Annotated in this window: 22 protein-coding genes; 12 read left to right on the top strand and 10 right to left on the bottom strand. The window is 72.8% G+C overall.

Annotated elements, in window-relative coordinates; translation table 11 throughout:
• The first annotated feature begins 79 nt into the window (after positions 1-79).
• Positions 80-1,246 (top strand): aminotransferase, encoded by a 1,167-nt coding sequence (locus VQH23_RS03905; RefSeq protein WP_338664309.1) that lies wholly within the window; start codon positions 80-82, stop codon positions 1,244-1,246.
• Positions 1,247-1,387: 141 nt separating this feature from the next.
• Positions 1,388-2,353 (top strand): alpha/beta hydrolase, encoded by a 966-nt coding sequence (locus tag VQH23_RS03900; RefSeq protein WP_338664308.1) that lies wholly within the window; start codon positions 1,388-1,390, stop codon positions 2,351-2,353.
• A 68-nt stretch (positions 2,354-2,421) separates the two neighbouring features.
• Here the strand turns inward: VQH23_RS03900 and VQH23_RS03895 are convergent, their stop codons facing one another.
• The 4 genes from VQH23_RS03895 to VQH23_RS03880 form a co-directional block, all read right to left on the bottom strand.
• Positions 2,422-2,748 carry a hypothetical protein gene (locus VQH23_RS03895; RefSeq protein ID WP_338664307.1) on the bottom strand — a complete coding sequence of 109 codons (327 nt, stop codon included), beginning with the start codon at positions 2,746-2,748 and terminating at the stop codon, positions 2,422-2,424.
• Between the two features lie 16 nt (positions 2,749-2,764).
• Positions 2,765-4,030, bottom strand: a complete 1,266-nt coding sequence (locus tag VQH23_RS03890; protein ID WP_338666051.1) for a hypothetical protein — start codon at positions 4,028-4,030, stop codon at positions 2,765-2,767.
• A gap of 65 nt (positions 4,031-4,095) precedes the next feature.
• Positions 4,096-5,844 carry an ABC transporter transmembrane domain-containing protein gene (locus VQH23_RS03885; RefSeq protein ID WP_338664306.1) on the bottom strand — a complete coding sequence of 583 codons (1,749 nt, stop codon included), beginning with the start codon at positions 5,842-5,844 and terminating at the stop codon, positions 4,096-4,098.
• Between the two features lie 26 nt (positions 5,845-5,870).
• Complete coding sequence (locus tag VQH23_RS03880) at positions 5,871-6,371, bottom strand: metallophosphoesterase (RefSeq protein ID WP_338664305.1); 501 nt, start codon at positions 6,369-6,371, stop codon at positions 5,871-5,873.
• 427 nt (positions 6,372-6,798) lie between these two features.
• Between VQH23_RS03880 and hydA the strand changes: the two genes are divergently transcribed.
• On the top strand, positions 6,799-8,205 hold the full coding sequence (gene hydA / locus VQH23_RS03875) for a dihydropyrimidinase (RefSeq protein ID WP_338664304.1): 1,407 nt from the start codon (positions 6,799-6,801) through the stop codon (positions 8,203-8,205).
• 9 nt (positions 8,206-8,214) lie between these two features.
• Here the strand turns inward: hydA and rdgB are convergent, their stop codons facing one another.
• Together rdgB and rph are read right to left on the bottom strand one after the other, a co-directional pair.
• Positions 8,215-8,826, bottom strand: a complete 612-nt coding sequence (gene rdgB / locus VQH23_RS03870; protein ID WP_338664303.1) for an RdgB/HAM1 family non-canonical purine NTP pyrophosphatase — start codon at positions 8,824-8,826, stop codon at positions 8,215-8,217.
• Positions 8,823-9,602, bottom strand: coding sequence for a ribonuclease PH (gene rph, locus VQH23_RS03865; RefSeq protein ID WP_338664302.1), 780 nt, complete (start codon positions 9,600-9,602; stop codon positions 8,823-8,825). Before rph ends, rdgB begins: the two co-directional genes overlap by 4 nt.
• A 421-nt stretch (positions 9,603-10,023) precedes the next feature.
• Between rph and hrcA the strand changes: the two genes are divergently transcribed.
• Complete coding sequence (hrcA, locus tag VQH23_RS03860; protein ID WP_338664301.1) at positions 10,024-11,130, top strand: heat-inducible transcriptional repressor HrcA; 1,107 nt, start codon at positions 10,024-10,026, stop codon at positions 11,128-11,130.
• A gap of 43 nt (positions 11,131-11,173) precedes the next feature.
• Here hrcA and VQH23_RS03855 read toward each other — a convergent pair whose 3' ends face one another.
• On the bottom strand, positions 11,174-11,650 hold the full coding sequence (locus tag VQH23_RS03855) for a CYTH domain-containing protein (protein ID WP_338664300.1): 477 nt from the start codon (positions 11,648-11,650) through the stop codon (positions 11,174-11,176).
• A 112-nt stretch (positions 11,651-11,762) separates the two neighbouring features.
• On the bottom strand, positions 11,763-11,981 hold the full coding sequence (locus tag VQH23_RS03850; protein WP_338664299.1) for a hypothetical protein: 219 nt from the start codon (positions 11,979-11,981) through the stop codon (positions 11,763-11,765).
• Between the two features lie 245 nt (positions 11,982-12,226).
• On the opposite strand from VQH23_RS03850, the gene VQH23_RS03845 reads away from it, so the two are divergent.
• Positions 12,227-14,278 (top strand): caspase family protein, encoded by a 2,052-nt coding sequence (locus VQH23_RS03845; RefSeq protein ID WP_338664298.1) that lies wholly within the window; start codon positions 12,227-12,229, stop codon positions 14,276-14,278.
• 308 nt (positions 14,279-14,586) lie between these two features.
• On the opposite strand, the gene VQH23_RS03840 is transcribed toward VQH23_RS03845, so the two are convergent.
• Positions 14,587-15,570, bottom strand: coding sequence for an SMP-30/gluconolactonase/LRE family protein (locus VQH23_RS03840; protein WP_338664297.1), 984 nt, complete (start codon positions 15,568-15,570; stop codon positions 14,587-14,589).
• Positions 15,571-15,932: 362 nt separating this feature from the next.
• On the opposite strand from VQH23_RS03840, the gene VQH23_RS03835 reads away from it, so the two are divergent.
• The 7 genes from VQH23_RS03835 (at position 15,933) to VQH23_RS03805 (ending at position 23,610) form a co-directional block, all read left to right on the top strand.
• Complete coding sequence (locus tag VQH23_RS03835; protein WP_338664296.1) at positions 15,933-17,366, top strand: mannose-1-phosphate guanylyltransferase/mannose-6-phosphate isomerase; 1,434 nt, start codon at positions 15,933-15,935, stop codon at positions 17,364-17,366.
• Positions 17,367-17,686: 320 nt separating this feature from the next.
• A complete protein-coding gene (locus VQH23_RS03830; protein ID WP_338664295.1) occupies positions 17,687-18,328 on the top strand; it encodes a TetR family transcriptional regulator in 642 nt (213 codons plus the stop codon).
• A 106-nt stretch (positions 18,329-18,434) separates the two neighbouring features.
• On the top strand, positions 18,435-19,589 hold the full coding sequence (locus VQH23_RS03825) for a Gfo/Idh/MocA family oxidoreductase (protein ID WP_338664294.1): 1,155 nt from the start codon (positions 18,435-18,437) through the stop codon (positions 19,587-19,589).
• Positions 19,590-19,591: 2 nt separating this feature from the next.
• Positions 19,592-20,752: a dihydrodipicolinate synthase family protein gene (locus tag VQH23_RS03820; RefSeq protein ID WP_338664293.1), complete on the top strand. Its 1,161-nt coding sequence runs from the start codon at positions 19,592-19,594 to the stop codon at positions 20,750-20,752.
• The gene (locus VQH23_RS03815; RefSeq protein ID WP_338664292.1) at positions 20,752-21,570 is read left to right on the top strand and encodes a sugar phosphate isomerase/epimerase; all 819 of its coding nucleotides are present in this window, start codon (positions 20,752-20,754) and stop codon (positions 21,568-21,570) included. Before VQH23_RS03820 ends, VQH23_RS03815 begins: the two co-directional genes overlap by 1 nt.
• Before the next feature lie 32 nt (positions 21,571-21,602).
• Positions 21,603-22,571, top strand: a complete 969-nt coding sequence (locus VQH23_RS03810; RefSeq protein ID WP_338664290.1) for a tripartite tricarboxylate transporter substrate binding protein — start codon at positions 21,603-21,605, stop codon at positions 22,569-22,571.
• A 118-nt stretch (positions 22,572-22,689) separates the two neighbouring features.
• A complete protein-coding gene (locus VQH23_RS03805; RefSeq protein ID WP_338664288.1) occupies positions 22,690-23,610 on the top strand; it encodes a hypothetical protein in 921 nt (306 codons plus the stop codon).
• Positions 23,611-23,658: 48 nt separating this feature from the next.
• Here VQH23_RS03805 and VQH23_RS03800 read toward each other — a convergent pair whose 3' ends face one another.
• Positions 23,659-25,773 (bottom strand): YjbH domain-containing protein, encoded by a 2,115-nt coding sequence (locus tag VQH23_RS03800; protein WP_338664287.1) that lies wholly within the window; start codon positions 25,771-25,773, stop codon positions 23,659-23,661.
• Positions 25,774-25,817 lie beyond the last annotated feature (44 nt).

Here is a 25,817-nt window from a genome sequence, read left to right as displayed (position 1 = left end):
CCCCGCCTCCCCGTCCGCTGTCGGTTTAGTGCGCGCGGGCGCGCTTGCGCCGCCCGGGCTTTTTGCGGACAGCACGGGGATGCCGCCCGCGAACCCGCTCCTGCTCGACACGGGCAGCCCGCCCATCCCGGAGATCCAGCGCTGGGGAGCCCTCTACAACGGCGGGGGCGGGCCGCTGCTGAACATGTGCCAGGCCGTGCCCTCCTACCCGCCCGCGCCGGGGATGCTGGAGCGGCTGGCGGCGGCGGCGGGGGATCCCGCATCGGCCACCTACGGGCCGATCATGGGGGACGCGGCGCTGCGCGAAGCCTACGCGGCCGACCTCAACCGCGCCTATGCCGGGCGGATCGGGGCGGCGGAGGTGGCGATCACCGCGGGCTGCAACCAGGCCTACTTCGTCGCCATGATGGCGCTGGCCGGGCGCGGGGACGCGGTGCTGCTGCCGACGCCCTGGTACTTCAACCACCGCATGGTGCTGGACATGATCGGCGCGGAGCCGCGGCCGCTGCCGTGCCGCTCCGCGCGCGGCTTCGTGCCGGACCCGGAGGAGGCGGCGGCGCTGATCGACGAGCGGGTGCGCGCGATCGTGCTGGTGACGCCGAACAACCCCACGGGGGCGATCTACCCGCCGGAGGTGATCGCGCGCTTCCATGACCTGTGCCGGGAGCGGGGCATCTGGCTGGTGCTGGACGAGACCTATCGCGACTTCCTGCCGGTGGGGCAGGAGAGGCCGCACGGGCTGCTCTCCGGCGATGCGTGGCCGGAGAACCTCGTGCAGCTCTACAGCTTCTCGAAATCCTTCGCGATGCCCGGGCACCGGCTGGGCGCGATCGGGGCGCCCGCCGCGCTGATGCCGGAACTGGGGAAGGTGATGGACTGCGTGCAGATCTGCGCGGCCCGCGCCGGGCAGGCCGCGCTGGCCTGGGGGCTGGGCGCGCTGGACGATTGGCGCGCGGAGAAGCGGAAGGCGACGCAGGATCGGATCGAGACCGTGCGCGCCGCCTTCGATCGGCTGCCGGGCTGGGAACTGGAGGCGCTGGGGGCCTATTTCGCCTATGTGCGGCATCCCTACGGCGGGACCTCGGCCTGGCGCGTGGCCGAGGCGCTGGCGACGCAGCACGGGCTGATGTGCCTGCCCGGCCCCGCCTTCGCGGGGGAGGAGGCGCATCTGCGGATCGCCTTCGCGAACGTGGACGAGGCGGGGATCGTGGCGATGGAGGAGCGGCTGCGGGCGGCGACGCCCTGAGCGGCGGCGAGCGGCAGCACCGCGGGCCGGAGGGCAGCGGGCGGAACTCCTCCCTCTCAGCGCGTCGTTTCTGTGCCAGCCTGGGCGGTGGCGGGGCGGGGCCATGCGGCCGCTCCGGACGGAACACGGGAGGGGATGGCGATGGACGAGAACCCGGCGAGCCGGCGCGGCGTGATGGGGATGGGGGCGGCCGCGATCGGACTGGGTCTCCTTCCCGCCGCCGCGGCCCAGGCGCAGCAGGCGCCCGCGCCCGCATCGGCGGGGCAGGCGGCCTACGCCCCGCGCTTCGTGACCTCGCCCGACGGCGTGCGCCTGGCGACCTACGAGTTCGGCAACCCGCAGGGGCCCGCGATCCTCTTCCTGCACGGCTTCGCGCAGGCCGCCCTGTCCTGGGACCGGCAGCTGCGCGATCCCGCGCTCGCGCGCGAGTTCCGCATGGTCGCGATCGACCTGCGGGGCCACGGGATGAGCGCCAAGCCCGAGGGGGACGCCTTCTACAAGCCGGGGCAGGTGTGGGCGGACGACGTGCGGAGCGTCATCGCCGGGCTGGGGCTGCAGCGGCCTGTCCTCGTCGGGTGGTCCTATGCCGGGCGGGTGGTCGGCGACTACCTCAACGCCCACGGCGCCGCCGCGGTGGCGGGGATCAACTACGTCGATGCCAGCAGCTCGCTCAGCGATCCGGCCTTCTTCGGGCCGGATGCCGGGCTGCTCGGGCCTTCCGCCATGCTGGCACCGGGGATCGACGGCTTCATCGATGGCACGGTCCGCTTCCTGCGCGCCTGCTTCGCCACCCAGCCCGAGCCGGCGGATTTTCAGACGATGCTGGCCTTCAACATGCTGGCGCCGCACTACGTGCGCGCGGGCCTCGCGGGGCGTCCGGCGAACTACGACGAGGCCCTGAAGGCGCTGCGCCTGCCCGTGCTGGTCAGCCATGGCGAGAAGGACCGGATCCTCACCCCGGCGATGGCCCGTTTCACGGCCGGCGCGGTGCCGGGCGCGCGGCTCTCGCTCTACGCCGACAGCGGCCACGCGCCGTTCTGGGAGGAGCCCGCGCGCTTCAACCGCGAGCTGGCCGATTTCGTGCGGATGGCCCAGGCGACGCGGTAGCGGGGCGCCCGCGCTGGCGAGCAGGAGCGGTCGAGGCGGAGGGCCCTGGGTGGGCTTCCGCCTCCGGCTCAGCGTCGCGCTTGCGCCCTCCTTCGGGCGGAGATCGCGAGCAGGAGGACCGCCGCGCCTGCCAGGGCGGGCGCGAGGGCGGGCGCCGCGCGCATCAGCGGGAGATAGAGCCAGGCGTAGGCGAGGGTGGGCTCGTCGCGGTCGAGGACGATCTGATCGGGAAGGGGGCGATCCCGGGCCTCTGGGCGCTCGATCCACAGGGCCGGTGCGCGCTTGAGCACGAGAAGGGCGGTCGGTTCGTCCAAGGGGTAGACCACGCCGGTGAAGAGGCGCGCGCCTCCGATCAGGAGGGACAGGACGAGCAGTGCCAGCGCGAGCCGGTGCATGGGCGGCGCTCGGCGCTCAGCCCGGCAGCCATCCCAGCGCGCGCAGCCTCTCGCGCTCGCCCTTGAGGAAGCGGTCGCCGATATCCGCGCGCCAGCGCAGCTCGGGGGCGACGACGTTGCGGGCGCGGGCGCGGGCGTCCTCCTGCGCCGCCTCCACCGTGGCGCCGGTGCCGGTGACGATCATCAGGTGGCCGGAGCGCCGGTGGCCGAGGAGCTGGCCGTCCTCCATCCGCACGTCCACGAGGTGGTAGCGGTCCAGCTCCGCGCCCTTCGGCTCGGTGAGGAAGAAGACCGGGGGATCCTCGCCCGGCGGGGCGGCTTCCGTGTGGGCGGGGAAGGGCGGCACGGTGAGGACGATGGCCACCGACCAGCCGGGGCGGGCGTTGAAGCGGTCCGTGCCGCCCGTGGCCATGCGGGCCATCAGGTCGCCCCAGCCATCGGGCTGCAGGGCGGCGAGAACGGCGAAGCCGGGGTTGCCGAAGCGGCAGGTGAACTCCAGCGGCCAGACGCCGCGCTCGTTCACGATGAGGTTGAGGTTCACGTAGCCGACATGGCCGGCCTCCGCGAAGCGGGGGGCCATCCGGTCCAGCGTGGCGGCGAAGAGTTTTTCCGAGCCGTCATAGGCGGCCAGCGTCCCCATCTCGCCGGTCATCTCGCCCATCTCGCCGGTGAAGAAGCGCTTGTGCTCGAAGTCGATGCAGGCGGGGCGGAGGAAGCGGGTGCCGTCGAAATAGGCGCCGACGCCGACCTCCACGCCGTCCAGCCGCTCCATCAGCAGCACGCGGCCGTCGCCGGCGCGGCGGAGCATGAAGGCGAGGTCCGCGCCTTCCGGGTGGTCGCCGACGAAGGTGGTGCGGGCGGTGTCGTCGTGCTTCAGCACGTAGCGGCCGGGGTGGCGGGCCAGCCATTCCAGCGCGAGGGAGGGGTGGGCGAAGGAGTGGCTCTCGGCAATGGCGAGCCCGGCCTCCTGCAGCACGGCCTGGCCGAACTCGCGCTCCGCCTCCAGCCGGTCGCCGAAGGTGCTGCCGCCGACGACGCGGTAGCCCTGTGCGCGCAACTCCTCCTGCACGGCGCCGCGGCCGATGCGCTCGAAGAGGATGATGCCGTCGCGGCCGACCCAGTCCAGCTCCGCGCGCCAGTCCGGCACGGTCTCGATAATTCCGCCGAAGGCGCGGCGCTCCGGCGGGTCCTCCGCGTGGACGCGGACCTCGTGGCCTTCCCGGCGGAGGGCGAGATAGATGTCGCCGAGATAGGCGCGCGGGCCGATGGCGAGGATCCGCATGCTCACTCCGTCTCCGCGATGGACCCTGAAGATGTGGGTGGCGCGGTTCCACTCAACCCCGCTTGCTACATTCCCGCGAACTGCAGCCGCGCCAGCCGCGCGTAGAGCCCACCCTCCTGCACCAGCGCGTCGTGCGTGCCCTCCGCCACGAAGCGCCCGTTCTCCATCACCAGGATGCGGTCCGCGCGGCGCACGGTGGCCAGGCGGTGGGCGATGACGAGCACGGCGCGGCCGCGGGAGAGGCGGGCGAGCGCGGCCTGCACCGCGGCCTCGCTCTCCGCGTCCAGCGCGCTCGTCGCCTCGTCCAGCAGCAGCAGGGGCGGGTCGCGCAGCACGGCGCGGGCGATGGCGATGCGCTGCCGCTGCCCGCCGGAGAGGCGCACGCCCTTCTCGCCGAGGAAGGTGGCGTAGCCCTGGGGCAGGGCGTCCACGAAGCCTTCCGCGTCGGCGGCGCGGGCAGCGGCGCGGATCTCGGCCTCCGTGGCGTCGGGGCGGCCGTAGCGGATGTTCTCCGTCACGTCCGTGCCGAAGATCACGGGGTCCTGGGGGACGAGGGCGATGCGGGCGCGGATGGCGGCGGGGTCGGCCGCGCGCAGGTCCACGCCGTCCAGCGTCACCCGGCCGGCATCGGGGTCGCGGAAGCGCAGCGCGAGCTGGAAGAGGGTGGATTTCCCCGCGCCGGAGGGGCCGACCACCGCCACCGTCTCGCCGGGTTCCACAAGGAGGGAGGCGCCGTCCAGCGCCGCGCGGTCCGGGCGGCTGGGATAGAGAAGGCGGACCTTCTCGAAAGCGAGGCGGCCGACGGGGCGGCCTTGCGCGGGGGCGGGGAGGAGCGCGGGGCGTGCGGGCGGGGCGATTTCCGGCAGGACGCCGAGGAACTCGCCCAGCCGTTCCGCGGCGCCCGCCGCGCGCTGCACCTCGTTCCACAGCTCCGAGAGGGAGGTGGCGGAGCTGGCGAGGAGCACGGCGTAAAAGACGAAGGCCGAGAGCTCCCCGCCCGTCAGCCGGCCGGAGAGGACGGAGTGGCCGCCGACCCACAGCGCGAGGGTGATGGCGCCGAAGCCCAGCAGGATGAGGCAGAGCATGAAGCCCGCGCGCACGCGGATGCGGGCGAGGGAGGCGCCGACGCTCTCCTCCGCCAGATGCGTGAAGCGGGCGCGGTCCGCGGCCTCGTGGTTGTGGGCCTGGACGGTGGCCATCGCGTTCAGCGTCTCCTCCGCCTGGGCGCCGAGGTCGGCCACGCGCTCCTGCGCGATGCGGCTGAGGCGTCTCTCCCGCCGCCCGAAGAGGACGAGGGGCATGACGATGAGGGGGGTGACGGCGACGACGATAAGGGTGAGGCGCGGGCTGGTGACGAACAGCATGGCCAGCGCGCCGAGGGCGGTGACGAGCGCGCGCAGCCACTGCGACACGGCGGCGCCGACGAGCCCGCGCAGGATCTCCGTGTCCGTGGTGAGGAGGGTGAGCACGTCGCCCGTGCGCTGCCTCTCGTAGAAGCTCGGCGGCAGGTCCAGCGCGTGGGAGTAGACGCGGCGCCGGAGCGAAGCCCCCACCCGCTCCCCGAGCCAGGAGACGAGGTAGAAGCGCGTGGCGGTGCTGACCGCGAGCAGCACGACGAGGCCGAAGAGGAGCAGCGCCTGGCGGTTCAGGGATTCCTCGGTCTGGAAGCCCTCGTCCACCATGTGGCGCAGCCCCTGGCCGAGCAGCAGCAGCAGCCCCGCGGCGACCGCCATGGCGAGGATGGCGCCCGCCACGCGGCCGGGATGGGCGCGCAGCAGGGGCAGCACGATCCGGAGCGCGGGGAGGCGGCTCATGGACGCGGTGCCCGCGGCCGGCGGGCTCAAGGTGCTACCGCGCGGCGCGGCCGCAACTCGTCCAGCCGCACGGGGCGGTAGCCGCGCGGGTCCACCCCCACGTCGAACTGCCGGGGCAGGGGCTTGAGGGTGCCGTGGGAATGGCCGTGCAGGTTCCAGGCCCCCTTCCGCTGTCCGTTCCAGTGCCGCAGTGCGTAGTGGCAGAGCACGAGCGCCCGCCCCTCCCGCTCGATCTCCGCCATGGCGCCCGCGCTGGCCCAGCCGGGCAGGGCGCGGACGGCCGGCGGGTCGTTGTTGCCCCAGACCAGGTGCTTCGTGCCGTGAAGCGAGGCGAGCAACCCGGCCGGGTCCCGGTGCCCCACCGCGAAGTCCCCGAGATGCCACACCTCGTCCTCCGGCGCCACGGCAGCGTTCCAGGCAGCGGCCAGGGCGGCGTCCATCGCGGCGGTGCTCTCGAAAGGGCGGCGCATCAGGGCCCGCAGGGAACCGTGGCCGAAATGGGTGTCGGCCGTGAACCAGCTTCGCATGCGCGGGAGGTGGGGCGGTGCGCGCTGGGCGTCAGCCTTTGTAACCGTCTTGTCAGGGCGGTGATCCCGCGAGTCCGTCCTGACAGGTCCGGAGCCAGGGGGCGCCGCCCCCTGGAACCCCCGCCAAGGGCCTGAGGCCCTTGGATCCCCTTCTGGCTGCCGCCGTGCCGTCCTGAGACGGTGTTTCGGGGTGACTGGCCCCTTCCTGCCCTGGCAGTCGCCTCGGGTCATCGACCCGAGGCGCACCGTCAGCCGAAAGAGATGAAAGTCTAGAAGAAGATGATGGAGAGGGGTCCGGGGAGAGGAAGAATTCCTTCTTCCTCTCCCTGGCCACGGACCGGACGCGAAGACCCGGACCAGGACGGTGTCCGGGCTGACCTTTCCCGCGCGCCCGCCTAACCTCCCCCGGACGACGAGGGAATCTGGCATGTACGATCTGGCGATTCGCGGCGGCACGGCCGTGCTGGGCGATGCGGTGGTTCGCTGCGACATCGGCGTTTCCGGCGGCCGCATCGCCGCCATCGCGGAGCGGATCGACGAGGCGCGGCAGGTGATCCGGGCGGAGGGGCTGCTGGTGATGCCCGGTGGCGTGGATACGCACTGCCACATCGAGGAACCGCTGCCGGAGGGCGGGTTCCAGGAGGAGAGCTGGGAGAGCGCGTCCCGCTCCGCCTTCGCGGGCGGCACCACCAGCGTGGTGTGCCACACCACGCAGGAGAAGGGCGGGACGCTGCTGGAGCGGCACCGGTCCAACCGGGAGCGCGCGGCGGCGGGGGCGATGGTGGATTACGGCTTCCACCAGATCGTGGCGGATCCTTCGGAGGCGGCGCTGGCGGAGATCCCGGCGCTGGCGGCCGACGGGATCGGGAGCTTGAAGGCCTTCCTAACCTACGACAACGTGCACCTGGACGACGCGGCCTTCCTGCGGGTGCTGCAGGCGGCGAAGCGCAACGGGCTGATGGTGCACGTCCACTGCGAGAACTACGACGCCATCAACCTTGCCGTCTCCACGCTGCTGGCGAATGGGTGCACGGCGCCGAAGTTCCACGCGCTCTCCCGCCCGCCGGTGGTGGAGCGGGAGGCGACGGCGCGCGCGATCGCGCTGGCGGAGCTGGTGGGGCAGCCGATCCACGTCTTCCACGTCTCCTGCGCGGAGGTGGCGGAGGAGATCGCGCGCGCCCAGGCGCGCGGCGTGGCGGTGAAGGGTGAAACCTGCCCGCAATACGTGGTGCTGACGGCGGACGACATGGACCGGCCCGGTTCTGATGGATCGGGCTTCGAGGGCGCGAAGTTCATGTGCAGCCCGCCGCCGCGCACGGTGGCCGACCATGCGGGCGTGTGGGCGATGATCCGGCGCGGGGTGCTGGACATGATCACCTCGGACCACTGCGCCTTCTCCTTCGAGGGAGTGCGGGGGAAGGCGAAGCACGGGCGCGATGCCGCCTTCGACGTGATCCCGAACGGCGTGCCCGGGCTGGCGGCGCGGCTGCCTCTCGTGTTCTCCGAGGGGGTGTCGAAGGGGCGCATCGACCTGCCGACCTTCGTGAAGCTGGTGGCGGAGAACCCGGCGCGCATCGCGGGGCTGTACCCCCGGAAGGGCGTGATCGCGGTGGGCAGCGACGCGGACCTGGTGCTGTGGGACGCGGAGCGGCCGGTGACGATCACCAACGCGCTGATGCAGCACGCGGTGGACTACACGCCCTATGAGGGGATGGAGGTGGTGGGATGGCCCGCCGCCACCATCCGGCGCGGCGAGGTGGTGATGCAGGACGACGCGGTGATCGCGCGCCCCGGCACTGGGCAGTGGCTGCCGCGGGGGCCGGGGGTGCGGTAGCAGCGGCGCTCAGCGCGGCGGCAGGAGGGCTTCCGAGAGGAGGCGGAAGGCGGCGGCGCGGTGGCTGATGGCGTGCTTAAGGGCCGGGTCCATCTCCGCGAAGGTTTGCGTGTCGCCGTCCGGGACGAACATGGGGTCGTAGCCGAAGCCCTTCTCCCCGCGCGGGGGCCAGACCCATTCGCCATGGGCCTCGCCGAGGAAGGATTCCACGTGGCCGTCCGGCCAGGCGAGGACGAGGGCGCAGGAGAACCAGGCCTTGCGGTCCGGGGAGTGGCGGGCGAGGCGCTCCACCTTCGCCATGGCCGCCGCGTAGTCGCGCGTGCCGTCCGGCTGCTCCGCCCAGTCCGCCGTGTAGACGCCGGGTGCGCCGTCCAGGGCGGCGACGGAGAAGCCGGAATCGTCGGCGAGGGCGACAATCCCGCTGGCGCGGGCGGCGGCCATGGCCTTGATCGTGGCGTTGCCGATGAAGGTGTTCTCCGTCTCCTCCGGCACGGGCAGGCCGAGGCTGCCGGCGGTGACCACCTCGATCGCGTGGTCGGCCAGCAGTGCGGCCACCTCCCGCGCCTTGCCGGCGTTGTGGGTGGCGAGGACGAGGCGCTTCTCCGTCAGCGGGCGGGTCATGCGCCGACGGCCTCGCGCTGGGCGGCGAAGAGGGTGTCCGTGCCCTGGCGGGCGAGGGCGATGAGGGAGGTCAGCTCCGTGTCGGTGAAGGGCGCGCCCTCCGCCGTGGCCTGCACCTCCACGATGCCGCCGCGGCCGGTGAGGACGAAGTTGCCGTCCGTGTGGGCGGCGCTGTCCTCGGCGTAGTCCAGGTCCAGCACGGGGACGCCGCCGTGGATGCCGCATGAGACGGCGGCCACCTGGTCCACCAGCGGGTTGCGGGCGATGATGTTGTTCCGCATCAGGTGCTGGAAGGCGAGGTGCAGGGCCACCCAGGCGCCGGTGATGGCGGCGCAGCGGGTGCCGCCATCGGCGGTCAGCACGTCGCAGTCCAGGGTGATCGTCATCTCGCCCATGGCCGCGCGGTCCGTCACAGCGCGGAGGGAACGGCCGATCAGGCGCTGGATCTCCTGCGTGCGGCCGGACTGCTTGCCGCGCGCCGCCTCGCGGTCGCCGCGCTTGTGGGTGGCGCGGGGGAGCATGCCGTACTCGGCCGTGACCCAGCCCTCGCCCTTGCCGCGCATGAAGGGGGGGACGCGCCCCTCCACGCTGGCTGTGCAGAGGACTTCGGTGACGCCCATGCGGATGAGGCAGGAGCCCTCCGCGTGGCGGGCGAAGCCGGGCTCGAGCTTCAGGTCCCGCAGCTGGTCGGGGGTGCGGCCGGAGGGGCGGAGTCCGCGGGGAGCGCCGAGGGGGGAAGCGCCGAGGGGGGACGCGCCGAGAGGGTCGGTGGGCATGGGCGGGCACTCTCCTGCGGGGGAGGCGGGAGGAACACGCCCGGCCCCTCGGCTGTCAACGTCCCCGCTGCCAACGTCTCGGCCGGAGTCTCCAGCTGGGAGCTCTCGCGCGCCACCTCGGCCGCGGCAAGTTCGCCGGGGGGCAGCCAGAGGGTCAGCATGGTGGCCCAGGCCCCCACGGAAGGAAGGCCGCGTCGGGATGCCGGTCCCCTTCGTGTCTCGCCCATCATGGCCTCCTCATCCCCTCATGGCATTGGGGCAGGGGGTTGAGACCGGAGGATGTCCGGCTCGTGACCGATTGTGGCGGGGGCGCCTTACGATTGGCTGACCGCGGGGGCGTGATGAGGGGCGGCCTTCGTTGACGCAACGGGGCCCGCTGCCTAGCTTTTCTGGTCCATTCCCAGCGGAGACGAAACCCCGAATGGGCGCCCAGCCCAACAGCCGCCCCGGGCCCGGACCGATCCGGGCCAGCGCCGCCCTGCCGGGCGCCGGTCCCCTGCTGCCGGGGCTGGACAACCGCAGCGCCTCCATCCTGCGCCAGGTGGTGGAGCTCTACGTCGAGACGGGGGAGCCGGTGGGCAGCCGCACCCTGTCGCGCCGGCTTCCCACTGCGCTTTCCCCGGCCACCATCCGCAACGCCATGGCGGACCTGGAGGAGGCGGGGCTGCTCTACGCGCCGCACACCTCCGCCGGGCGGCTGCCGACGGAGCGCGGGCTGCGGCTGTTCGTGGACGGGCTGCTGGAGTTCGGTGACCTGACCGAGGAGGAGCGGGAGGCGATCGCGGCGCGCTGCGCCGCCTCCGGCCGGTCCATGCAGGACACGCTGGCGGAGGCGGGGCAGATGCTGTCCGGCCTCGCCGGCGCGGCGGGGCTGGTGGTAGCGCCGAACGCGGAATCGGGCCTGCGCCACATCGAGTTCGTGGCCCTCGGCCCCGGCCGCGCCCTGGTGGTGCTGGTGGGCGAGCGCGGGCAGGTGGAGAACCGCATCATCGAGGTGCCCGCGGGCCTGCCGGCCGGCGCGCTGGCGCAGGCCGGGAACTACCTTAACACCCGGCTGAACGGGCGCACGCTGGAGGACACGCGGGCGGTGGTGGAGGCCGAGATCACGGCCAACCGCACGGCGCTGGACGCGCTGACGAACCAGGTGGTGCAGTCCGGCCTTGCCACCTGGGCGGGGGGTGGTGGCGGATCGCTGATCCTGCGCGGCCAGTCCCGCCTGCTGCAGAACCTGGACCAAGCGGCGCGGGTGGCGGAGATCCAGTCCCTGTTCGACCGGCTGGAGGCGCAGGAGACGATGCTGCGCCTGCTGGAGCTGGCCCAGCGCGGCCAGGGCGTGCAGATCTTCATCGGCGCCGAGAGCGGGGTCTTCGACACCGCCGGGCTCTCCATGGTGGTGGCGCCCTTCCGCAACGGGCAGGAGCGGATCGTGGGCGCGATCGGGGTGATCGGGCCGACGCGGATCAACTACGGGCGGGTGATCCCGGTGGTGGACTACACCGCCCAGGTGATCGGGCGGATGCTGGGGTAGGGCGGGACGGCCGGGAAGTCGAAGCCCCCCGGCCTCCCGCGCATCAGGACCGGCCGCGCAGCAGCTCGGCGTTGCGGTTGAGCAGGGTGGCCTTGCGGTACTGGGGGTCGTGCGTGATCTCCTCCCCCGCCCAGGGCGGCATGGGGATGGGCTGCTCGGGGTAGTCCAGCTCCACCTCCGCGAACTCGATGCCGGAGAGGGCGCCCTGGTGGACGTCGATCGCCCAGGTCAGGCCCTCATAGGGGACGATGTGGCGGACCTTCTCCACGTGCGGCATGCCGCAGAGGAGGAAGATCTCCTCCGCCTCGGCCAGCGGGATCTCGTACTCGAACTCGGCCCGGCTGATGCCCTCCCGCGGGCCCTTCACGGTGATCCAGGCGCGGTCCCCGCCGTGGCGGACGCGGACCTTGCCCTCACCGAACCGGGCCAGCAGGCCGTCCTTCAGGACGAGCGTCTCCACGACGCCGGCCTTCCAGCCGTCGCCCGCGAGGAGGAACTTCCGCTCGATTTCGGTAGCCATAACAAGGGGCCCTGTTCTCGAAGGCCCGCCATGTAGCGCAGCGGGCGGGCGATGGAACCCCCGAATCCCGAAATTGGGACCGGCCCGGCCGGGGCCGGGAGCCGGCAGGGCCTCAGCGGGTGCGGACCCAGCCCGCCTCCGCGAGGTCGGCCGGGCAGGCGCGGGCGGAGCCGTTGCGCAGCAGGGCCGGCGAGAGGGAGGCGTCCTCCGACGGCACCTCGCAGCGCGCGAACTGGCCGGTGGCGGTGTTGTGCACGTCGATCATCTGCACCCCGCCGCAGCCGGCGGCGGTGAGGGTGAGGAGGGCGAGGAGAACGCTTCTGGAAGCCATGGCCGGGTCTGTCCTTCGCTGTGCCTGTCGGCGGCGGCGCACCGGGCCTGGCCTGGGCGGCAGGCCCGCGCCGTCCTGCGGGGCATCCTATCCGGGTTCTCGGGGCCTGCCTTCCCCCTCCCGCCGGCCGGACCTGGGGTGCGGAGGAGCGGCGTTGACAGCGGGAAGGCCGGCATGATCCCGTTTCGACCCCGGCTCGGTAGTGCGGCCGGATGCCCGGAGGGGCGCCGGAGATTTCCGTGATCATGGCCATGCCCGCCGCGATGACCCGCCCTTCCGTCCGGCGCCGCCTCGCGGGGGCGCTGGCGCGCCGGCTCCGCGGCGCGCTGCTCCTCCTGCTGCTGCTGCCCGGCGCGGCGCTGGCGGCGGACCCGCCCGGGCCCGCCCAGCCGCGGCGGGTGGCGCTGGTGGTCGGGAACAGTGCCTACCGGAGCCTGGGGGCGCTGGCGAACCCGGCCAACGACGCGACGCTGATCGCCGGCACGCTCAGGGGGCTCGGCTTCTCTCTCGTCGGGGGCGGGCCGCAGCTGAACCTGGACAAGGCCGGGTTCGACCGGGCGGTGCAGGCGTTCGGCGCGGCGCTGCAGGAGGCCGATGTCGGCCTGTTCTACTACGCGGGACACGGGCTGCAGGTCGGCGGCACGAACTGGCTGGTGCCGGTGGGCGCCAACCCCACCGGTCCGCGGGACATCGACTTCCAGATGGTCGATGCCGAGCTGGTGCTGAAGCAGATGCAGTTCGCCCGGACGAAGCTGAACATCCTCATCCTCGATGCCTGCCGCAACAACCCGTTCGGCGGGCGCGGCCTGCGCTCCTCCGGCGGCGGGCTGGCCGAGATGCGGGCGCCGCAGGGCACGCTGATCGCCTACGCCACGCAGCCCGGCAACGTCGCGCAGGACGGGGCGGGGGCCAACAGCCCCTTCTCCTCGGCGCTGGCGACGACCCTGGTGCAGCCCGGGCTGGACGTGTTCCGCCTGTTCAACCAGGTCGGGCTGGCCGTGAAGCGGGAAACGGCGGGGGAGCAGCAGCCCTGGGTCTCCAGCTCCCCGATCGAGGGGGAGTTCTACTTCGCGGCCGCCCCCGGCGCGGCCGCGCCGCGGCCGGCCGCCGACCCGGACCAGCTGTTCTGGCAGTCCGTGGCGGAGAGCAACCGGCCCGCGGAGTACCGCGCCTACCTCTCGCAGTTCCCCCAGGGGCGCTACGCCGAGCTTGCCCGCGCGCGGCTGGCGCCGCCGGAGATGCCGCAGATGCCGGGCAAGCCGGAGGCGCTGGCGGCGCTGCCCTCCTTCCGGCCGGGGCGGCCGGCCCCACCCTCCCGGCCGCCCGCGGAGGCCGCGCCGAGCCTGTTCATGGCGGGGGTGGAGGCGCTGAACAGGGCCGGGCGCGCGGGCGAGCACGGCTACCTCTCCTACGCGCGGGAGTTCAGCCCGGAGCGCGGCCCGACCGGCCGGGAAACCTCGGTGAGCTTCCGCAACGTCTTCGGCCCGACCGAGCGGGAGGCGCTGCGCCAGCTCTCCCGCGCGCTGGCGGAGGGAGGGGGTGGCGCCGGATCCGCCGCCTTCGCCGACATCACCGAGCCCCTGGCGCTTCCCCGCGCGCCGCAAGGTGGCCGGCCCCCGGCCGCGCCCGCCGAGCCCCTGCCCGCCGCCGCCGAGCGCTTCGTGGCAGCCGCGAACGCGCTGATGGCGGTGCTGGACCAGGCGCGCCCCTATTACGAGAACAGCAACTTCCTGGACGACCGCTTCGCGCGCGGCCGCGCCATGCACCCCGGCATCATCACCGCCTACCGGGACTTCCTGGCCGCGCGCCTCGGGCTGACGGAGGCCCTGCGCGCCCTGGTGCCGGCGGAGCGCGAGACCTTCCTGAACGGGGCGCGGCCGGAGATGCGGCCCGTGCAGGCGCTGGTCCAGCGCAACCTGACCCAGGGCCGGCAGCTGCTGGGCTTCATCGTGGCCGGGCTGGACGGGGGCAGGGACCCACGCGGCCTCGACGCGGGCCGGCTGCAGGCGGAGATCGACCTCTTCGAGCGCGGCCTGAACGAGCTGCAGGCCCGCGTGCGCGACGGCGACGGCGGCGTCAGCGAGGCGGCGTTCGGCACGGGCGGCGCGATCCGCATCAAGGGCTACCTGGAGAATGCCGGGGGGTTCCTGACCGTGTCGCGCTACCTGCTCCGGCAGGTCCGCGCCCGGCAGGCGCCCGACTCCCTCTATTTCAGCTTCCGGACGGGGTACGAGAACGACGTCGTGTCCCGCTTCAACAACCTCGTCGGGTCGGCGAACCTTCTCAGCGGGGCTTGACCTCTGCGGGGCTTCGGGCCTTGCGGTGGCGGTCCGTGGCCAGGGAGAGGAAGAAGGAATTCTTCCTCTCCCCGGACTCCTCACCATCATCTTCTTCTAGGCTTTGGCCTTTGCCCGGCTGACGGTGCGCCTCGGCTCGTGGAGCCGAGGCGACTGCGGGGGCAGGTCCCGGCGCCGATCGTAGAGGGTTGACGGGGCAGGTCAGTTCGGCGGCAGCCCGATGCAGGTCCAGGAGGCTCAGCCTCCTGGTGGGGGTTCCAGGGGGCAAGGCCCCCTGGCTCCGGACCTGTCAGGACGAGGAGGGGCGGTCAGAGCCCGCGCGTGTTCACCGTGACGGCGTAGAGGGAGCGGGAGGCGGTGATGAAGAGGCGGTTGCGGAGCCGGCCGCCGAAGCAGAGGTTGGCGGCGCGCTCGGGCAGCTCGATATGGCCGATAGGCGCGCCGGCGGCGTTGAAGATCCGCACCCCGTCCTGCTCCGGCGTGCCCATGCCCCAGCCGCACCAGAGGTTGCCGTCCTCGTCCACGCGGAAGCCGTCCGGGGTGCCGCCGGGCTCGGCGGTGATGAAGTCGCGGCGGTTGGAGAGGCGGTTGTTCGCGCCGACGTCGAAGGCGAGGATCTTGCGGGGGTTGGTCCGGCTCTCCACCACGTAGAGGATGGACTCGCCGGGGGAGAAGGCGAGGCCGTTCGGGCCCTCGATGCCTTCCGCCGCCACCTCCAGCGTGCCGCGGGCGGGGTCGGCGCAGTAGAGGTTCTGGGGGAGTTCCTGCTCCGCCCGCTCCCCCTCGTTGTCGGAGAGGATGCCGAAGGGCGGGTCGGAGAACCAGATCGTGCCGTCGGACTTCACCACCACGTCGTTGGGGGAGTTCAGGCGCTTGCCCTGGTAGGCTTCCGCGATGACGGTGATGCGGCCGTCATGCTCCGTGCGGGTCACGCGGCGCGTCAGGTGCTCGCAGGTGATGAGGCGGCCTTCCCGGTCCCGGGCGTTGCCGTTCGCGAAGTTGGACGGGGCGCGGAAGACGGTGGTGGCGCCGGTGGCCTCGTCCCAGCGGAGGATGCGGTTCTCCGCCACGTCGGACCACAGCAGGCAGCGGTGGTCGCCGAACCAGACCGGGCCTTCGCCCCAGCGCGTGCCGCCGGTGAGCTTCTGCACGGGGGCGTTCATCAAGCGGTAGCGGGCGAAGGAGGGGTCCAGGTCCCGCAGCCGGGGGTCGGGGTAGCGGGCCGTGGGGGTCCAGGGCGCCTCGTTGGCCGTGGATGAAGAATGGGCCGGGGCGGCGAAGGGCGATTCCATTTGGGGAGGCTGCAAGGGGCCGCAACCCGCCGCAAGTCCCCCCGTTGGGAACCCACATACCCCAACAGGAGGCGACACGATGCGTGGTATTCTTCTCTGGCTGATCGGCATCCCCATCCCCGTCATCATCCTGCTCTGGCTTTTCGGCGTCCTGAGCTAGGCCGGGACGGGGCTGCCCCGGCACGGGGGCGCCCTGACGAGGCCGTACTTGGCGCGGCCGTACTTGACGAGGCCGTATCGGAGTGGCCGCCCCGGCAAGCGGGGCGGCTTTTCTTTTGGGCCGGGCTCCTTTACTCCCAGGGCTCCTTTGCTCGTGGGGCCCCTTGCCCGTGGACGCCCCACCCAACTTGCCGAGAGAAGCCATGTCCCAGGATCGTGTCGTGCCCGTGGTCCTGTCGGGCGGCGTCGGCACCCGTCTCTGGCCGCTGTCGCGGGAGGGGTTCCCCAAGCAGTTCTGGCCGCTGATCTCGGATGCCAGCATGTTGCAGGAGACGGTGGCGCGCGGCACCGGGCCGGACTTCGCGCCGCCGATGGTGGTCTGCGCCGAGGCGCACCGCTTCCTGGTGGCCGAGCAGCTCCGTGACGCCGGGGTGGCCGTCGGGTCCGGTGGGGCGCGGATCGTGCTGGAGCCGGCGGCGCGCAACTCCGCCCCCGCCATCGCGGCCGCCGCCGTGCTGGCGGCGGAGGAGAGCCCGCACGCCCTTCTCTGGGTCATGCCCTCCGATCACGTGGTGAAGGATCTGCCGGCGCTGCACGCGGCGCTGGGCCTGGCCTGCGCGGCCGCGAAGTCCGGGCGGATCGTCACCTTCGGGATGCGGCCGGGGAGCCCGGAGACGGGGTTCGGCTACATCGAGGCCGGGGCGCCGCTGGCCGAGGCGCCGGGAGTTTCCGCCATCGCCTCCTTCGTGGAGAAGCCGGATCTGGCGCGGGCGCAGGCCTTCCTCGAGGGCGGCAAGCACCTGTGGAACGCCGGCATGTTCGTCGCCTCCGCCTCCACCCTGCTGGCGGAGCTGGAGCGGCTGCAGCCGGAGCTGGTGGCCTCCGTCCGCGCGGCGGTGGAGGATGCGACGCGGGACCTGGACTTCGTGCGGCTGGGGGCGGGCTTCGCGGAGAGCCCGAACATCTCCATCGACTACGCGGTGATGGAGAAGACGGCGCACGCGGCGGTGGTGCCGGCGGATATCGGCTGGTCCGATGTCGGGTCCTGGGACGCGCTGTGGCAGGCGAGCCCGAAGGACGCGGCGGGGAACGCCACCCACGGGCCGGTGGAGCTGCTGGACTCGAAGGGCTGCTACGTGCGGTCCGAGGGCATCCTGACCACCGTCGTCGGCCTGACCGATGTGGTGCTGGTGACCACCGAGGACGCGGTGCTGGCCCTGCCGCGCGACCGCGCGCAGGACGTGAAGAAGCTGGTGGACCAGCTGAAGGCGAAGAAGCGGCCGGAGGCCGGCGCGCACCGCCGCATGTACCGCCCCTGGGGCCACTACGAGGGGCTGATCCAGGGCGAGCGCTTCCAGGTGAAGAAGATCCTGGTGCGGCCGGGGCAGAAGCTCTCCCTCCAGAAGCACTTCCACCGCGCGGAGCACTGGGTGGTGGTGAACGGCACCGCGATCGTGGAGCGCGACGCGGAGAAGATTCTGCTGCGGGAGAACGAGTCCGTGTACCTGCCGTTGGGCTGCGTGCACCGGATGGAGAACCCCGGGATGATCCCGCTGACGCTGATCGAGGTGCAGTCCGGGTCCTATCTCGGCGAGGATGACATCGTGCGGTTCGAGGACACCTACGGGCGGGTCTGAGGCGGCGCACCGGCGGCCCCCAGGGGGAGAGAAGGAATTCTCTCCCCCTGGAACCCCCTCTCATCTTCTTCTATCGGGCTGCCGCGGAATGTTCGGCTGGCCCGCGAGGCAGTGACCTTGATGGAGTGGCGGCGCGGGCCGCCATGTCCCGCGCCGGGCGGCGTGGCCGCCCGGCGAGCCGCAGGCTCCGCATTCCGCGGCAGCCCCTCAGAAAGAGATGAGGGTGGGGGTTCCAGGGGGAGGGAGAATTCCTTCTCCCTCCCCCCGGGGCCGCCCGCGTGCCCGTTGTCATTTCCAGCGCCCCGGACAGGATGGCCCGCATGGACGCGCCCGCCCGAACCATTCCGCAGAGCCCCCGTGCCGAGGCGACGCGCCAGCGCATCCTGGACGCTGCCCTGGCCGAGTTCGCCGCGCACGGGCTGGCGGGCGCGCGGGTGGACGAGATCGCGGCGCGGGCGGGCGCGAACAAGCGGATGCTCTACGCCTATTTCGGCAACAAGGAGGAGCTGTGGGTGGCGGTGCTGGAGGCCGCCTACGCCCATAAGCGCGCGGAGGAGCGGGCGCTGCAGGTGGACGGGCTGCCGCCGGCGGAGGCGATGGCGGGGCTGGTGCGGTTCAACCTGCGCTACACGGCGCGGCACCCGGAATTCGTGGCGCTGCTGAACCAGGAGAACATGCACCGGGCGGCGTATCTAGCGCGGAGCGAGCGGGTGCCGGCGCTCTACTCGCCCCTACTGGAGTCGTTGAGCGAAGTGCTGCGGCGCGGGGCGGAGGGCGGGGTGTTCCGCGCGGGGGTGGAGCCGATGCAGGCCTACATCACGCTTGTGTCGCTGGGGCACTTCTACGTGTCCAATCTGCACACCCTCTCCGCGATCTTCGGGGCGGGGCTGGGGGCGGAGGCAGCGATCGAGGCGCGGGAGGCGCACGCGGTGGAGGTGGTGCTGGGCTGGCTGCGGCCCTGACGGGGCCGCGTGACCTGTCGGCATGACGGGGACGCTTGACGCGGGGTGCCCGGAGCGGCTTAGGTAACCACGTGGTTACCTGAGAAGTTCCGGGGAGGAAGCGCGTATGGCGCAGCGGCGTATCGGCCTGATCATGCACGGCGTGACGGGGCGGATGGGGATGAACCAGCACCTGATCCGCTCCATCGCGGCGATCCGCCGGGAAGGGGGCGTGGCGCTGCCGAACGGGGACCGGATCATGCCGGACCCGATCATCGTGGGGCGCAACCGGGAGAAGCTGGAGGCGCTGGCGAAGGCGCATGGTGTGGAGCGGGTCGGCACGGACCTGGACGCCGCGCTCGCCAACCCGGACGACACCATCTTCTTCGACGCGGCCACGACGACCATGCGCGCCGCCCTGCTGAAGAAGGCGATCGCGGCCGGCAAGCACGTCTACTCCGAGAAGCCGACGGCGGAGAACCTGGACGACGCCATGGACCTGGTGCGCGCGGCCAAGGCCGCCGGCATCAAGCACGGCGTGGTGCAGGACAAGCTGTTCCTGCCGGGGCTGCGCAAGATGAAGATGGTGATCGACAGCGGGTTCCTCGGCCGCATCCTCTCGGTTCGCGGCGAGTTCGGATACTGGGTCTTCGAGGGCGACCTGCAGCCGACGCAGCGGCCGAGCTGGAACTACAAGAAGAACGAGGGCGGCGGCATCATCCTCGATATGCTCTGCCACTGGCGCTACGTGCTGGACAACACCTTCGGCGAGACGAAGTCGGTCTCCTGCCTCGGCGCCACGCATATCCCCGTGCGCTACGACGAGAACGACAAGCCCTACGACGCGGACACGGACGACGCGGCCTACGCCACCTTCGAGCTGGAGGGCGGGATCGTCGCGCAGATCAACTCCTCCTGGGCCACGCGCGTGCGGCGCGACGACCTCGTGACCTTCCACGTGGACGGCACGCACGGTTCGGCGGTGTGCGGGCTGACGGATTGCTGGACGCAGGCGCGGGTGAGCACGCCCAAGCCCGTGTGGAACCCGGACGTGCCGCAGACCATCAACTTCTACGAGGGCTGGCAGAAGGTGCCGGACACCCAGCCCTACCCGAACGGCTTCCGCGTGCAGTGGGAGGAGTTCCTGAAGTACGTGGCGGGCGAGCGGGCGGACTACCCCTGGGACCTGCTGGCGGCGGCGAAGGGCGTGCAGCTGGCCGAGGCCGGGCTGCAGTCCTGGGCGGAGCGGCGCTGGATCGACCTGCCGAAGCTGGAGGCGTGACGATGCCGACGCTGAACCTGCCGACGGCCGGCGGCGCGATCGAGGCCTACACCACCGGCGCGCCGGGGAATTTTGCGGTGGCGAAGCCGCCCTATCCGCGCGTGGCCTATGCGGCCGCGCATGTGGTGGCGGATGCGCTGGCGGAGCAGGATCCGTGGCTGGACGTGAAGGTCGATTGGGACCGGACCATCGCCTTCCGCCGGCACCTCTGGTCCCTCGGGCTGGGCGTCGCGGAGGCGATGGACACGGCGCAGCGCGGGATGGGGCTGGACTGGGGCGGGGCGCAGGAGCTGATCCGGCGCTCGCTCGACGCGGCGAAGGACTTTCCGGACGCAGTGATCGCCAGCGGCGCGGGGACGGACCATTTGGCGCCCTCGCCGGACGTGACGGTGGACGACGTGATCCGCGCCTATGAGGAGCAGTGCGCGGCCGTGGAGGGCATGGGCGGGCGCATCATCCTGATGGCGTCGCGCGCGCTGGCGAAGGCGGCGAAGTCGCCGGACGACTACGTGCGGGTGTACGACCGCGTGCTCTCCTCCGTGCGACAGCCCGTGGTCATCCACTGGCTGGGCGAGATGTTCGACCCGGCGCTGGAGGGCTACTGGGGCCACCACGACCACATGGCGGCGATGGAGGTGGCGCTGGACGTCATCGCCTCGCACGCGGACAAGGTGGATGGCGTGAAGATCTCGCTTCTGGACGATCAGAAGGAGGTCTCCATGCGGCGGCGCCTGCCGAAGGGCGTCCGCATGTACACCGGCGACGACTTCAACTACGCGGAGCTGATCGCGGGGGATGCGGAGGGGCATTCGGACGCGCTGCTCGGCATCTTCGATCCGATCGCGCCGGCGGTGGGCGGGGCTCTGGCCGCGCTCTCGCGCAACGACCTCTCGACCTTCCACGAGATCCTGGCGCCGACCGTCCCGCTCTCCCGCCACATCTTCAAGGCGCCGACGCGGTTCTACAAGACGGGCGTGGTGTTCATGGCCTGGCTGAACGGGCACCAGGACCACTTCGTGATGGTGGGCGGGCAGCAGTCCACGCGCTCCATCCAGCACTTCGCGGAGCTGTTCCGGTTGGCGGATAAGGCGGGGCTGCTCTCCGATCCGGATCGCGCGGCGGCGCGCATGAAGTCGCTGCTCGCGACCCACGGGGTGGCGTGATGGGGGTTGCGGGACCGCTCTCCCTCAACACCGTCACGGTGAAGGAGAAGTGGGGGCTGGCGGAGTGCATCGAGGGGTGCGCGCGCCACGGGATCGCCGGCATCTCGCCCTGGCGCGACGTGCTGCAGGCGATGGGGGTGGAGAAGGCGGCGCGGGCGATCCGTGATGCCGGGCTCTCCGTTTCCGGGCTGTGCCGCGGGGGGATGTTCCCGGCGGCCGATGCCGCGGGGCGTGCGGCGGCAATCGAGGACAACCGCCGCGCCATCGCGGAGGCGCATGCCCTCAGCGCCGCCTGCTTGGTGATGGTGTGCGGCGGGCTGCCGGCCGGGTCCAAGGACCTGGACGGGGCGCGCCACATGGTGCGGGACGGGTTGCACGCCATCATGGAAGAGGCGCGCGCGGCGGGCGTGACGATCGCGCTGGAGCCGCTGCACCCCATGACCTGCGCGGACCGTTCCGTGCTCTCCACGCTCGGGCAGGCGCTGGACCTGTGCGACGAACTGGGGGCAGGCAGCGGCGTGGCGCTGGACGTGTACCACGTGTGGTGGGACCCGGCGCTGCGGGCGGGGATCGAGCGCGCGGGCAAGCGGATCGCCGCCTTCCATGTCTGCGACTGGCTGGTGCCGACCACCGACACGGTGTTCGACCGCGGCCTGCCCGGTGAGGGCGTGATCGACATCCCCGGCATCCGCGCGATGGTCGAGGCGGGGGGCTATCGCGGCCATACCGAGGTCGAGATCCTCTCCCGCCGCTGGTGGGCGGCCGATCCGGACGAGGTGCTCGAAAACATCAAGCGGAGACACGCCTCCGACTGTTAGCGTGCGTGAAAAGAAACCGGGGAAACACAAGAATGAACATCGGCCGACGTCATCTTCTCGGCGCTTCCGCATCGCTCCTCGCCGCCCCCGCGCTCGCGCAGGCGGAATGGGCGCCCAGCCGCCCGATCCGCTTCATCATCCCCTTCGCCGCCGGCGGCGCGACGGACGTGGTGGCGCGCGTGCTGGCGGACCGCATGGGCGAGCGGCTGGGCCAGGCCGTGGTGGTGGAGAACCGCGCGGGATCGGGCGGCAACATCGGGATGGAGAACGCCGCGCGCTCCGCCGCCGACGGCACCACCATCGTCATGGGCACCACGGGCACGCTGACGATCAACGGGCACCTCTACGCCAACACCGGCTTCGACGCGGCGAAGGACTTCGCCCCGGTGGGCATGGCCTTCGCCACGGACCACGTGCTGATCGTGAACGAGCGCGTGCCCGCCCGCACGGCGCAGGAGTTCATCGCCTACCTGCGGGAGAACCCGGGCAAGGTGAGCTTCGGCACGGCCGGCGCCGGCTCCTCCACCCACATGGTGGCGGAGCTGTTCCGGCTGGCCGCCCGGGTGGACGTGACGCACGTGCCCTACCGCGGCAGCGCCCCGGCGCTGAACGACACGGTGGCGGGGAACGTGCAGTTCATGCTGGACCAGCTCCCCTCCGCCATCGGCATGGTCCAGGGCAACAAGGTGCGGGCGCTGGCGACCACCGGCCCGAACCGTTCGCTGCCCGAGGTGCCGACGATGAAGGAGATCGGGCTGCCCGCGGCCGAGGCCACCTCCTGGGGCGCGGTGCTGGCGCCGGCCGGCACGCCGGCGCCGGTGGTGGGCCGCCTCAACGCGATCCTGCGCGAGGCGCTGGCGGATCCGGCGATCCAGCAGCGGTTGAAGGCGGCGGGGGCGGATGCGGTGTCCTCCACGCCCGACGAGCTGAAGGCGAGGATGGCGCAGGAGACGGAGACCTGGGGGCGCGTGGTGCGCGAGGCGAAGATCACCGTGAACTGAGCGAGGTGCCAGGGCGGGGGGGCGCGGTTGCTCCCACGCCTCGGCGGTGCCCCGCCACCCGGGCTGCCGAACTGCGGCCCGGGTGGCCTGCCCTTGTGGCGGGTGCGAGTGTTGCCCGATGAGAACGCGCCCTCTCGGCCGTCGCGCCGCCCTCGCCACCCCCCTCCTGGCCTTCATCCCCGGCGCGCGTGCGCAGTCCACGGGCGAGGGGCTTCGGGGCGGCCTCCTCGCCCTGCATCGCGCCGCATCCCATCGCGGCCTGACCGGAAGCTGGGACCGGCCGGGCGTTCCCATCCGCGCCGATCTGCTTCCGCCGGCCGGGGAAGCGCACGTGGCCGCGGCCGAGGCCCGGATGGGGCGACCCATGCCGCCGGGGCTGCGGCACTTCTTCCGGGAGGTCACGGCCGGGCTCGATGTCGCCTGGATGCTGCCGGGACGCCGACGGGTCACCGCCATGGGCCTTGCCCGCGTGGAGTACGCGGCCGTGCCCCCGCCGCCCTTCGGCAGACCGGGGCCGCCGCCCGATCCGGTCATCAACGCCGGCGGCCTGCGGATCGCCCTCGATGATGCCGAGGCGCTGGGGGGCGAGTGGCGGCAGTGGCGCGATGCCCGGCGGGAGTCGGAGAGGGGGGCGGCCGATCCCGCCGAGCGCGCCCATCACCGCTACCACGCCGAGGTCTGGGAGCGCGGCTATCCCATCGCCCGCACCATGGGCGGCGACATCGTGGCCGTGGACACGGCGGACACGGCGGAGCGGCTGATGGTGCTGCGCCACGACGGCGACGACGCGCCCGCGCTCCTGCTCGGGCAGGATCTTCGGGTGCATCTGGCGCAGCAGGCGCGCCTTCTTTTCCCGGGCTTCGAGACCTACCGGATGGAGCTCTTCGCCGATGACGGGCAGGGCAGGGACGCGGTCGCGGCCTTCGCGCCGGGCGTGGACGCGCTGGTCCGGGACCACGGCCTGTTCCTGCCGCAGCCCTGCGTGCTGGACGCGGACGGGGCCAATGCCCTGGCCTGGCGCGCCTGGATGGGCGTGTGATCGCGAGGGCGGGGAAGGGGCGTTGGGCCGGCGGCCGGCCGTTCGCGATCAGCGCGCGAAGTCCGCCACCCCGCGCCGCACGGCGTCCGCGCGCCCGGCGCGGGTGACTTCCCACAGCGGGTTGTCCACGGCCAGGCGCTGGCCGCCGTCGCGCTGCACGGGGCGGATCACGGCGGTGCCCGTGCCGCGGGAATCCGTGCCGAAGAGGGAGAGGGGGACGCGGACGTAGATGCCCTTGTCGAAGGATCCCTCGCCGAAGCGGGAGAAGGGGACGTTGGTGAAGGTGGCGAAGCCGCCGACCTCGATGCCGCTGTCGAAGCGCCGGCCCATCTCGATCGTGGCGCCCCAGTCGCCGGCCAGGTAGCGGCCCGCGCGGAGGATGCCGTAGAGGTTCCAGACCGGAAGGTCGGCGTAGAGCGAGAGGTGGCCGGTGGCCACGTTGTAGTTGCGGAAGGCGAAGAGGCCCTTCGTGTCGCGCTGCTGGACGAAGTTCAGGTCCAGCCCGATGGCGAGGCCGCGGTCGGCGGGGCGCCACAGCACCTCGGCGGAGACGCCGCCGAACATAGGTTCCAGCAGGCCGGCGGTGGCGCGGGCGAAGGTGTCGGGGGCGAGGTTCCAGACGCGCTCGGCGTAGAGGCCGGGGATCGAGGTCTTCCCGTCGCGCGCGTAGAGGGCGTAGTCGCTGCGGACGCGGGGGAGCCGGCTGTCCGAGGGCAGGCCGCGGTCGAGGTTGCCGAAGACCGCCTGCTGCAGCGCGCCGGCGGCGCTGATGCCGTGGCCGAACTCCACGCGGGCGCCCGCGGCGGCGGCGCCCTGGTAGCGGAGCGTGCGGGAGGGATCGCCGAGCTGGAGGTTCAGCCGGGGCTCCAGCACAAGGTCCCAACTCGGGCCGGGCTCGGTGAAGGCGCCGGGCCAGTCCTGCGTGAAGTCCGGGCCGGTGGCGGGGAGGAGGGTGGTGGCGGACCAGGCCTCCTCGACGCTGCCGAAGGGGGTGGCGGCCGCTTCCAGCGCCTGGCGCGGGATGAGGATGGCGCCCGTCTCCGCTCCCGCCTGCCACCAGGAGAGGCGGAGGGATTCCACGCCGGGTGGCAGGATGCCGTTCACGGCGCGCAGCACGCGGGAGGCGACGCCGGGTAGGGTGCGCTGGTTGCCGTCGGAGACGGCGATGCGGGCCTCGATGCCGCGCTCCTCGTAGGCGAGGGGGCGGAAGCCGGCTTGCCGCAGGGCGTCGAAGACCGTGCGGGCGCGCCCGTCCTCATCCCCCGCGGGAGGCTGGCGGGCGGGCATGGCGGGCACCGGGCGCAGGCGTGGGGCCTGGGGCGGGTTCGCCGGGTCCATGCGGAGGGAGACGCGCACCAGCGCGTCCGTGCCGTGCACGAAGGCGAGGGAGGCGTCCACGTACTCGCCCTGCCACTGCAGGCCGAGGTTGACGGGGCTGCGGGCGCGGCCGCGAAGGCTGTCCCGGCGCGCGGGGTAGCCGCCGCGCTCGTCGCGCAGGGCGTCGCCGGACCACTCGGCCTTGGCGCGCAGGCCGTCGAGGGTGCCCCAGGGCGTCTCCAGCGGCGGGATGCTGTACTCCACCCCGCCGAAAGGGGAGACGTCCTCGCCCCGAAAGAAGTCCAGGCGCGGGGTGCCGCCGCGGCCGACATCGCGCGGGCGGGTGCGGAAGCGGTCGGAGAGGTCGGCCAGCGGGTTGTTCAGCACTCCCCGGGTGCCGAGCCGGCCCCATCCCAGCCCGAGGGAGACGTCCAGCGGCCCCCAGCGGCGGGAGGCGACGAGGTATTCCCCGCCGTAGATCCCGGTGCCGATCACGTCCTGCAGCCCCACCGCCACGGCGGGGTTCCACGGGCCTTCCTCCAGCAGGCGCAGCTTCACGTCGAAGGCGCGGTCCGTGGTGCTGCCGCGGCCGGTGGTGGCGTTCAGGCGCTCCGTCAGGCGAAAGGTGGTTTCCAGGAAGGGCAGGGCCTGGAAGTTCGCGAACCAGAAGCGGCGCTGGTGCCGGTAGGTGCCGCCGGCCTCCAGCGTGCCGTCCTCGCGGAAGCGGGCGTTCCGCGTCTCGACCAGCCCGGCGCCACCGAAGCTGCCGCCCGTGGCCGGTATCTCTTCCCCGCCCGCGGGCAGGGCGAGGGGGCCGAGCAGCAGGGCGAGCCGGGCAGCGCGCATCGGCAGGATTACGTTAGGGTTGATCGCATTTTCGTGAGGTGTTT

The sequence above is a fragment of the Pararoseomonas sp. SCSIO 73927 genome, from assembly GCF_037040815.1.
In the GTDB taxonomy this organism is placed as follows: domain Bacteria; phylum Pseudomonadota; class Alphaproteobacteria; order Acetobacterales; family Acetobacteraceae; genus Roseomonas.
The sequence above is the reverse complement of the archived record's forward strand: the minus strand, read 5'-3'. Positions and strand labels throughout refer to the sequence as shown.

Excerpts from the sequence above, each read along its gene's own strand:
- VQH23_RS03890 (WP_338666051.1), bottom strand. The coding sequence starts at position 4,030 with ATGCGGATCCTCGCCATCGGCCCGCGCGCCTATCTCGGCGACATCTAT.
- VQH23_RS03855 (WP_338664300.1), bottom strand. The coding sequence starts at position 11,650 with ATGGCTACCGAAATCGAGCGGAAGTTCCTCCTCGCGGGCGACGGCTGG.
- VQH23_RS03845 (WP_338664298.1), top strand. The coding sequence starts at position 12,227 with ATGGCCATGCCCGCCGCGATGACCCGCCCTTCCGTCCGGCGCCGCCTC.
- hrcA (WP_338664301.1), top strand. The coding sequence starts at position 10,024 with ATGGGCGCCCAGCCCAACAGCCGCCCCGGGCCCGGACCGATCCGGGCC.
- VQH23_RS03905 (WP_338664309.1), top strand. The coding sequence starts at position 80 with ATGCCGCCCGCGAACCCGCTCCTGCTCGACACGGGCAGCCCGCCCATC.
- rph (WP_338664302.1), bottom strand. The coding sequence starts at position 9,602 with ATGCCCACCGACCCTCTCGGCGCGTCCCCCCTCGGCGCTTCCCCCCTC.
- VQH23_RS03885 (WP_338664306.1), bottom strand. The coding sequence starts at position 5,844 with ATGAGCCGCCTCCCCGCGCTCCGGATCGTGCTGCCCCTGCTGCGCGCC.
- rdgB (WP_338664303.1), bottom strand. The coding sequence starts at position 8,826 with ATGACCCGCCCGCTGACGGAGAAGCGCCTCGTCCTCGCCACCCACAAC.
- VQH23_RS03880 (WP_338664305.1), bottom strand. The coding sequence starts at position 6,371 with ATGCGAAGCTGGTTCACGGCCGACACCCATTTCGGCCACGGTTCCCTG.
- VQH23_RS03895 (WP_338664307.1), bottom strand. The coding sequence starts at position 2,748 with ATGCACCGGCTCGCGCTGGCACTGCTCGTCCTGTCCCTCCTGATCGGA.
- VQH23_RS03810 (WP_338664290.1), top strand. The coding sequence starts at position 21,603 with ATGAACATCGGCCGACGTCATCTTCTCGGCGCTTCCGCATCGCTCCTC.
- VQH23_RS03850 (WP_338664299.1), bottom strand. The coding sequence starts at position 11,981 with ATGGCTTCCAGAAGCGTTCTCCTCGCCCTCCTCACCCTCACCGCCGCC.
- VQH23_RS03800 (WP_338664287.1), bottom strand. The coding sequence starts at position 25,773 with ATGCGCGCTGCCCGGCTCGCCCTGCTGCTCGGCCCCCTCGCCCTGCCC.
- VQH23_RS03840 (WP_338664297.1), bottom strand. The coding sequence starts at position 15,570 with ATGGAATCGCCCTTCGCCGCCCCGGCCCATTCTTCATCCACGGCCAAC.
- hydA (WP_338664304.1), top strand. The coding sequence starts at position 6,799 with ATGTACGATCTGGCGATTCGCGGCGGCACGGCCGTGCTGGGCGATGCG.
- VQH23_RS03820 (WP_338664293.1), top strand. The coding sequence starts at position 19,592 with ATGCCGACGCTGAACCTGCCGACGGCCGGCGGCGCGATCGAGGCCTAC.
- VQH23_RS03900 (WP_338664308.1), top strand. The coding sequence starts at position 1,388 with ATGGACGAGAACCCGGCGAGCCGGCGCGGCGTGATGGGGATGGGGGCG.
- VQH23_RS03815 (WP_338664292.1), top strand. The coding sequence starts at position 20,752 with ATGGGGGTTGCGGGACCGCTCTCCCTCAACACCGTCACGGTGAAGGAG.
- VQH23_RS03825 (WP_338664294.1), top strand. The coding sequence starts at position 18,435 with ATGGCGCAGCGGCGTATCGGCCTGATCATGCACGGCGTGACGGGGCGG.
- VQH23_RS03805 (WP_338664288.1), top strand. The coding sequence starts at position 22,690 with ATGAGAACGCGCCCTCTCGGCCGTCGCGCCGCCCTCGCCACCCCCCTC.
- VQH23_RS03835 (WP_338664296.1), top strand. The coding sequence starts at position 15,933 with ATGTCCCAGGATCGTGTCGTGCCCGTGGTCCTGTCGGGCGGCGTCGGC.
- VQH23_RS03830 (WP_338664295.1), top strand. The coding sequence starts at position 17,687 with ATGGACGCGCCCGCCCGAACCATTCCGCAGAGCCCCCGTGCCGAGGCG.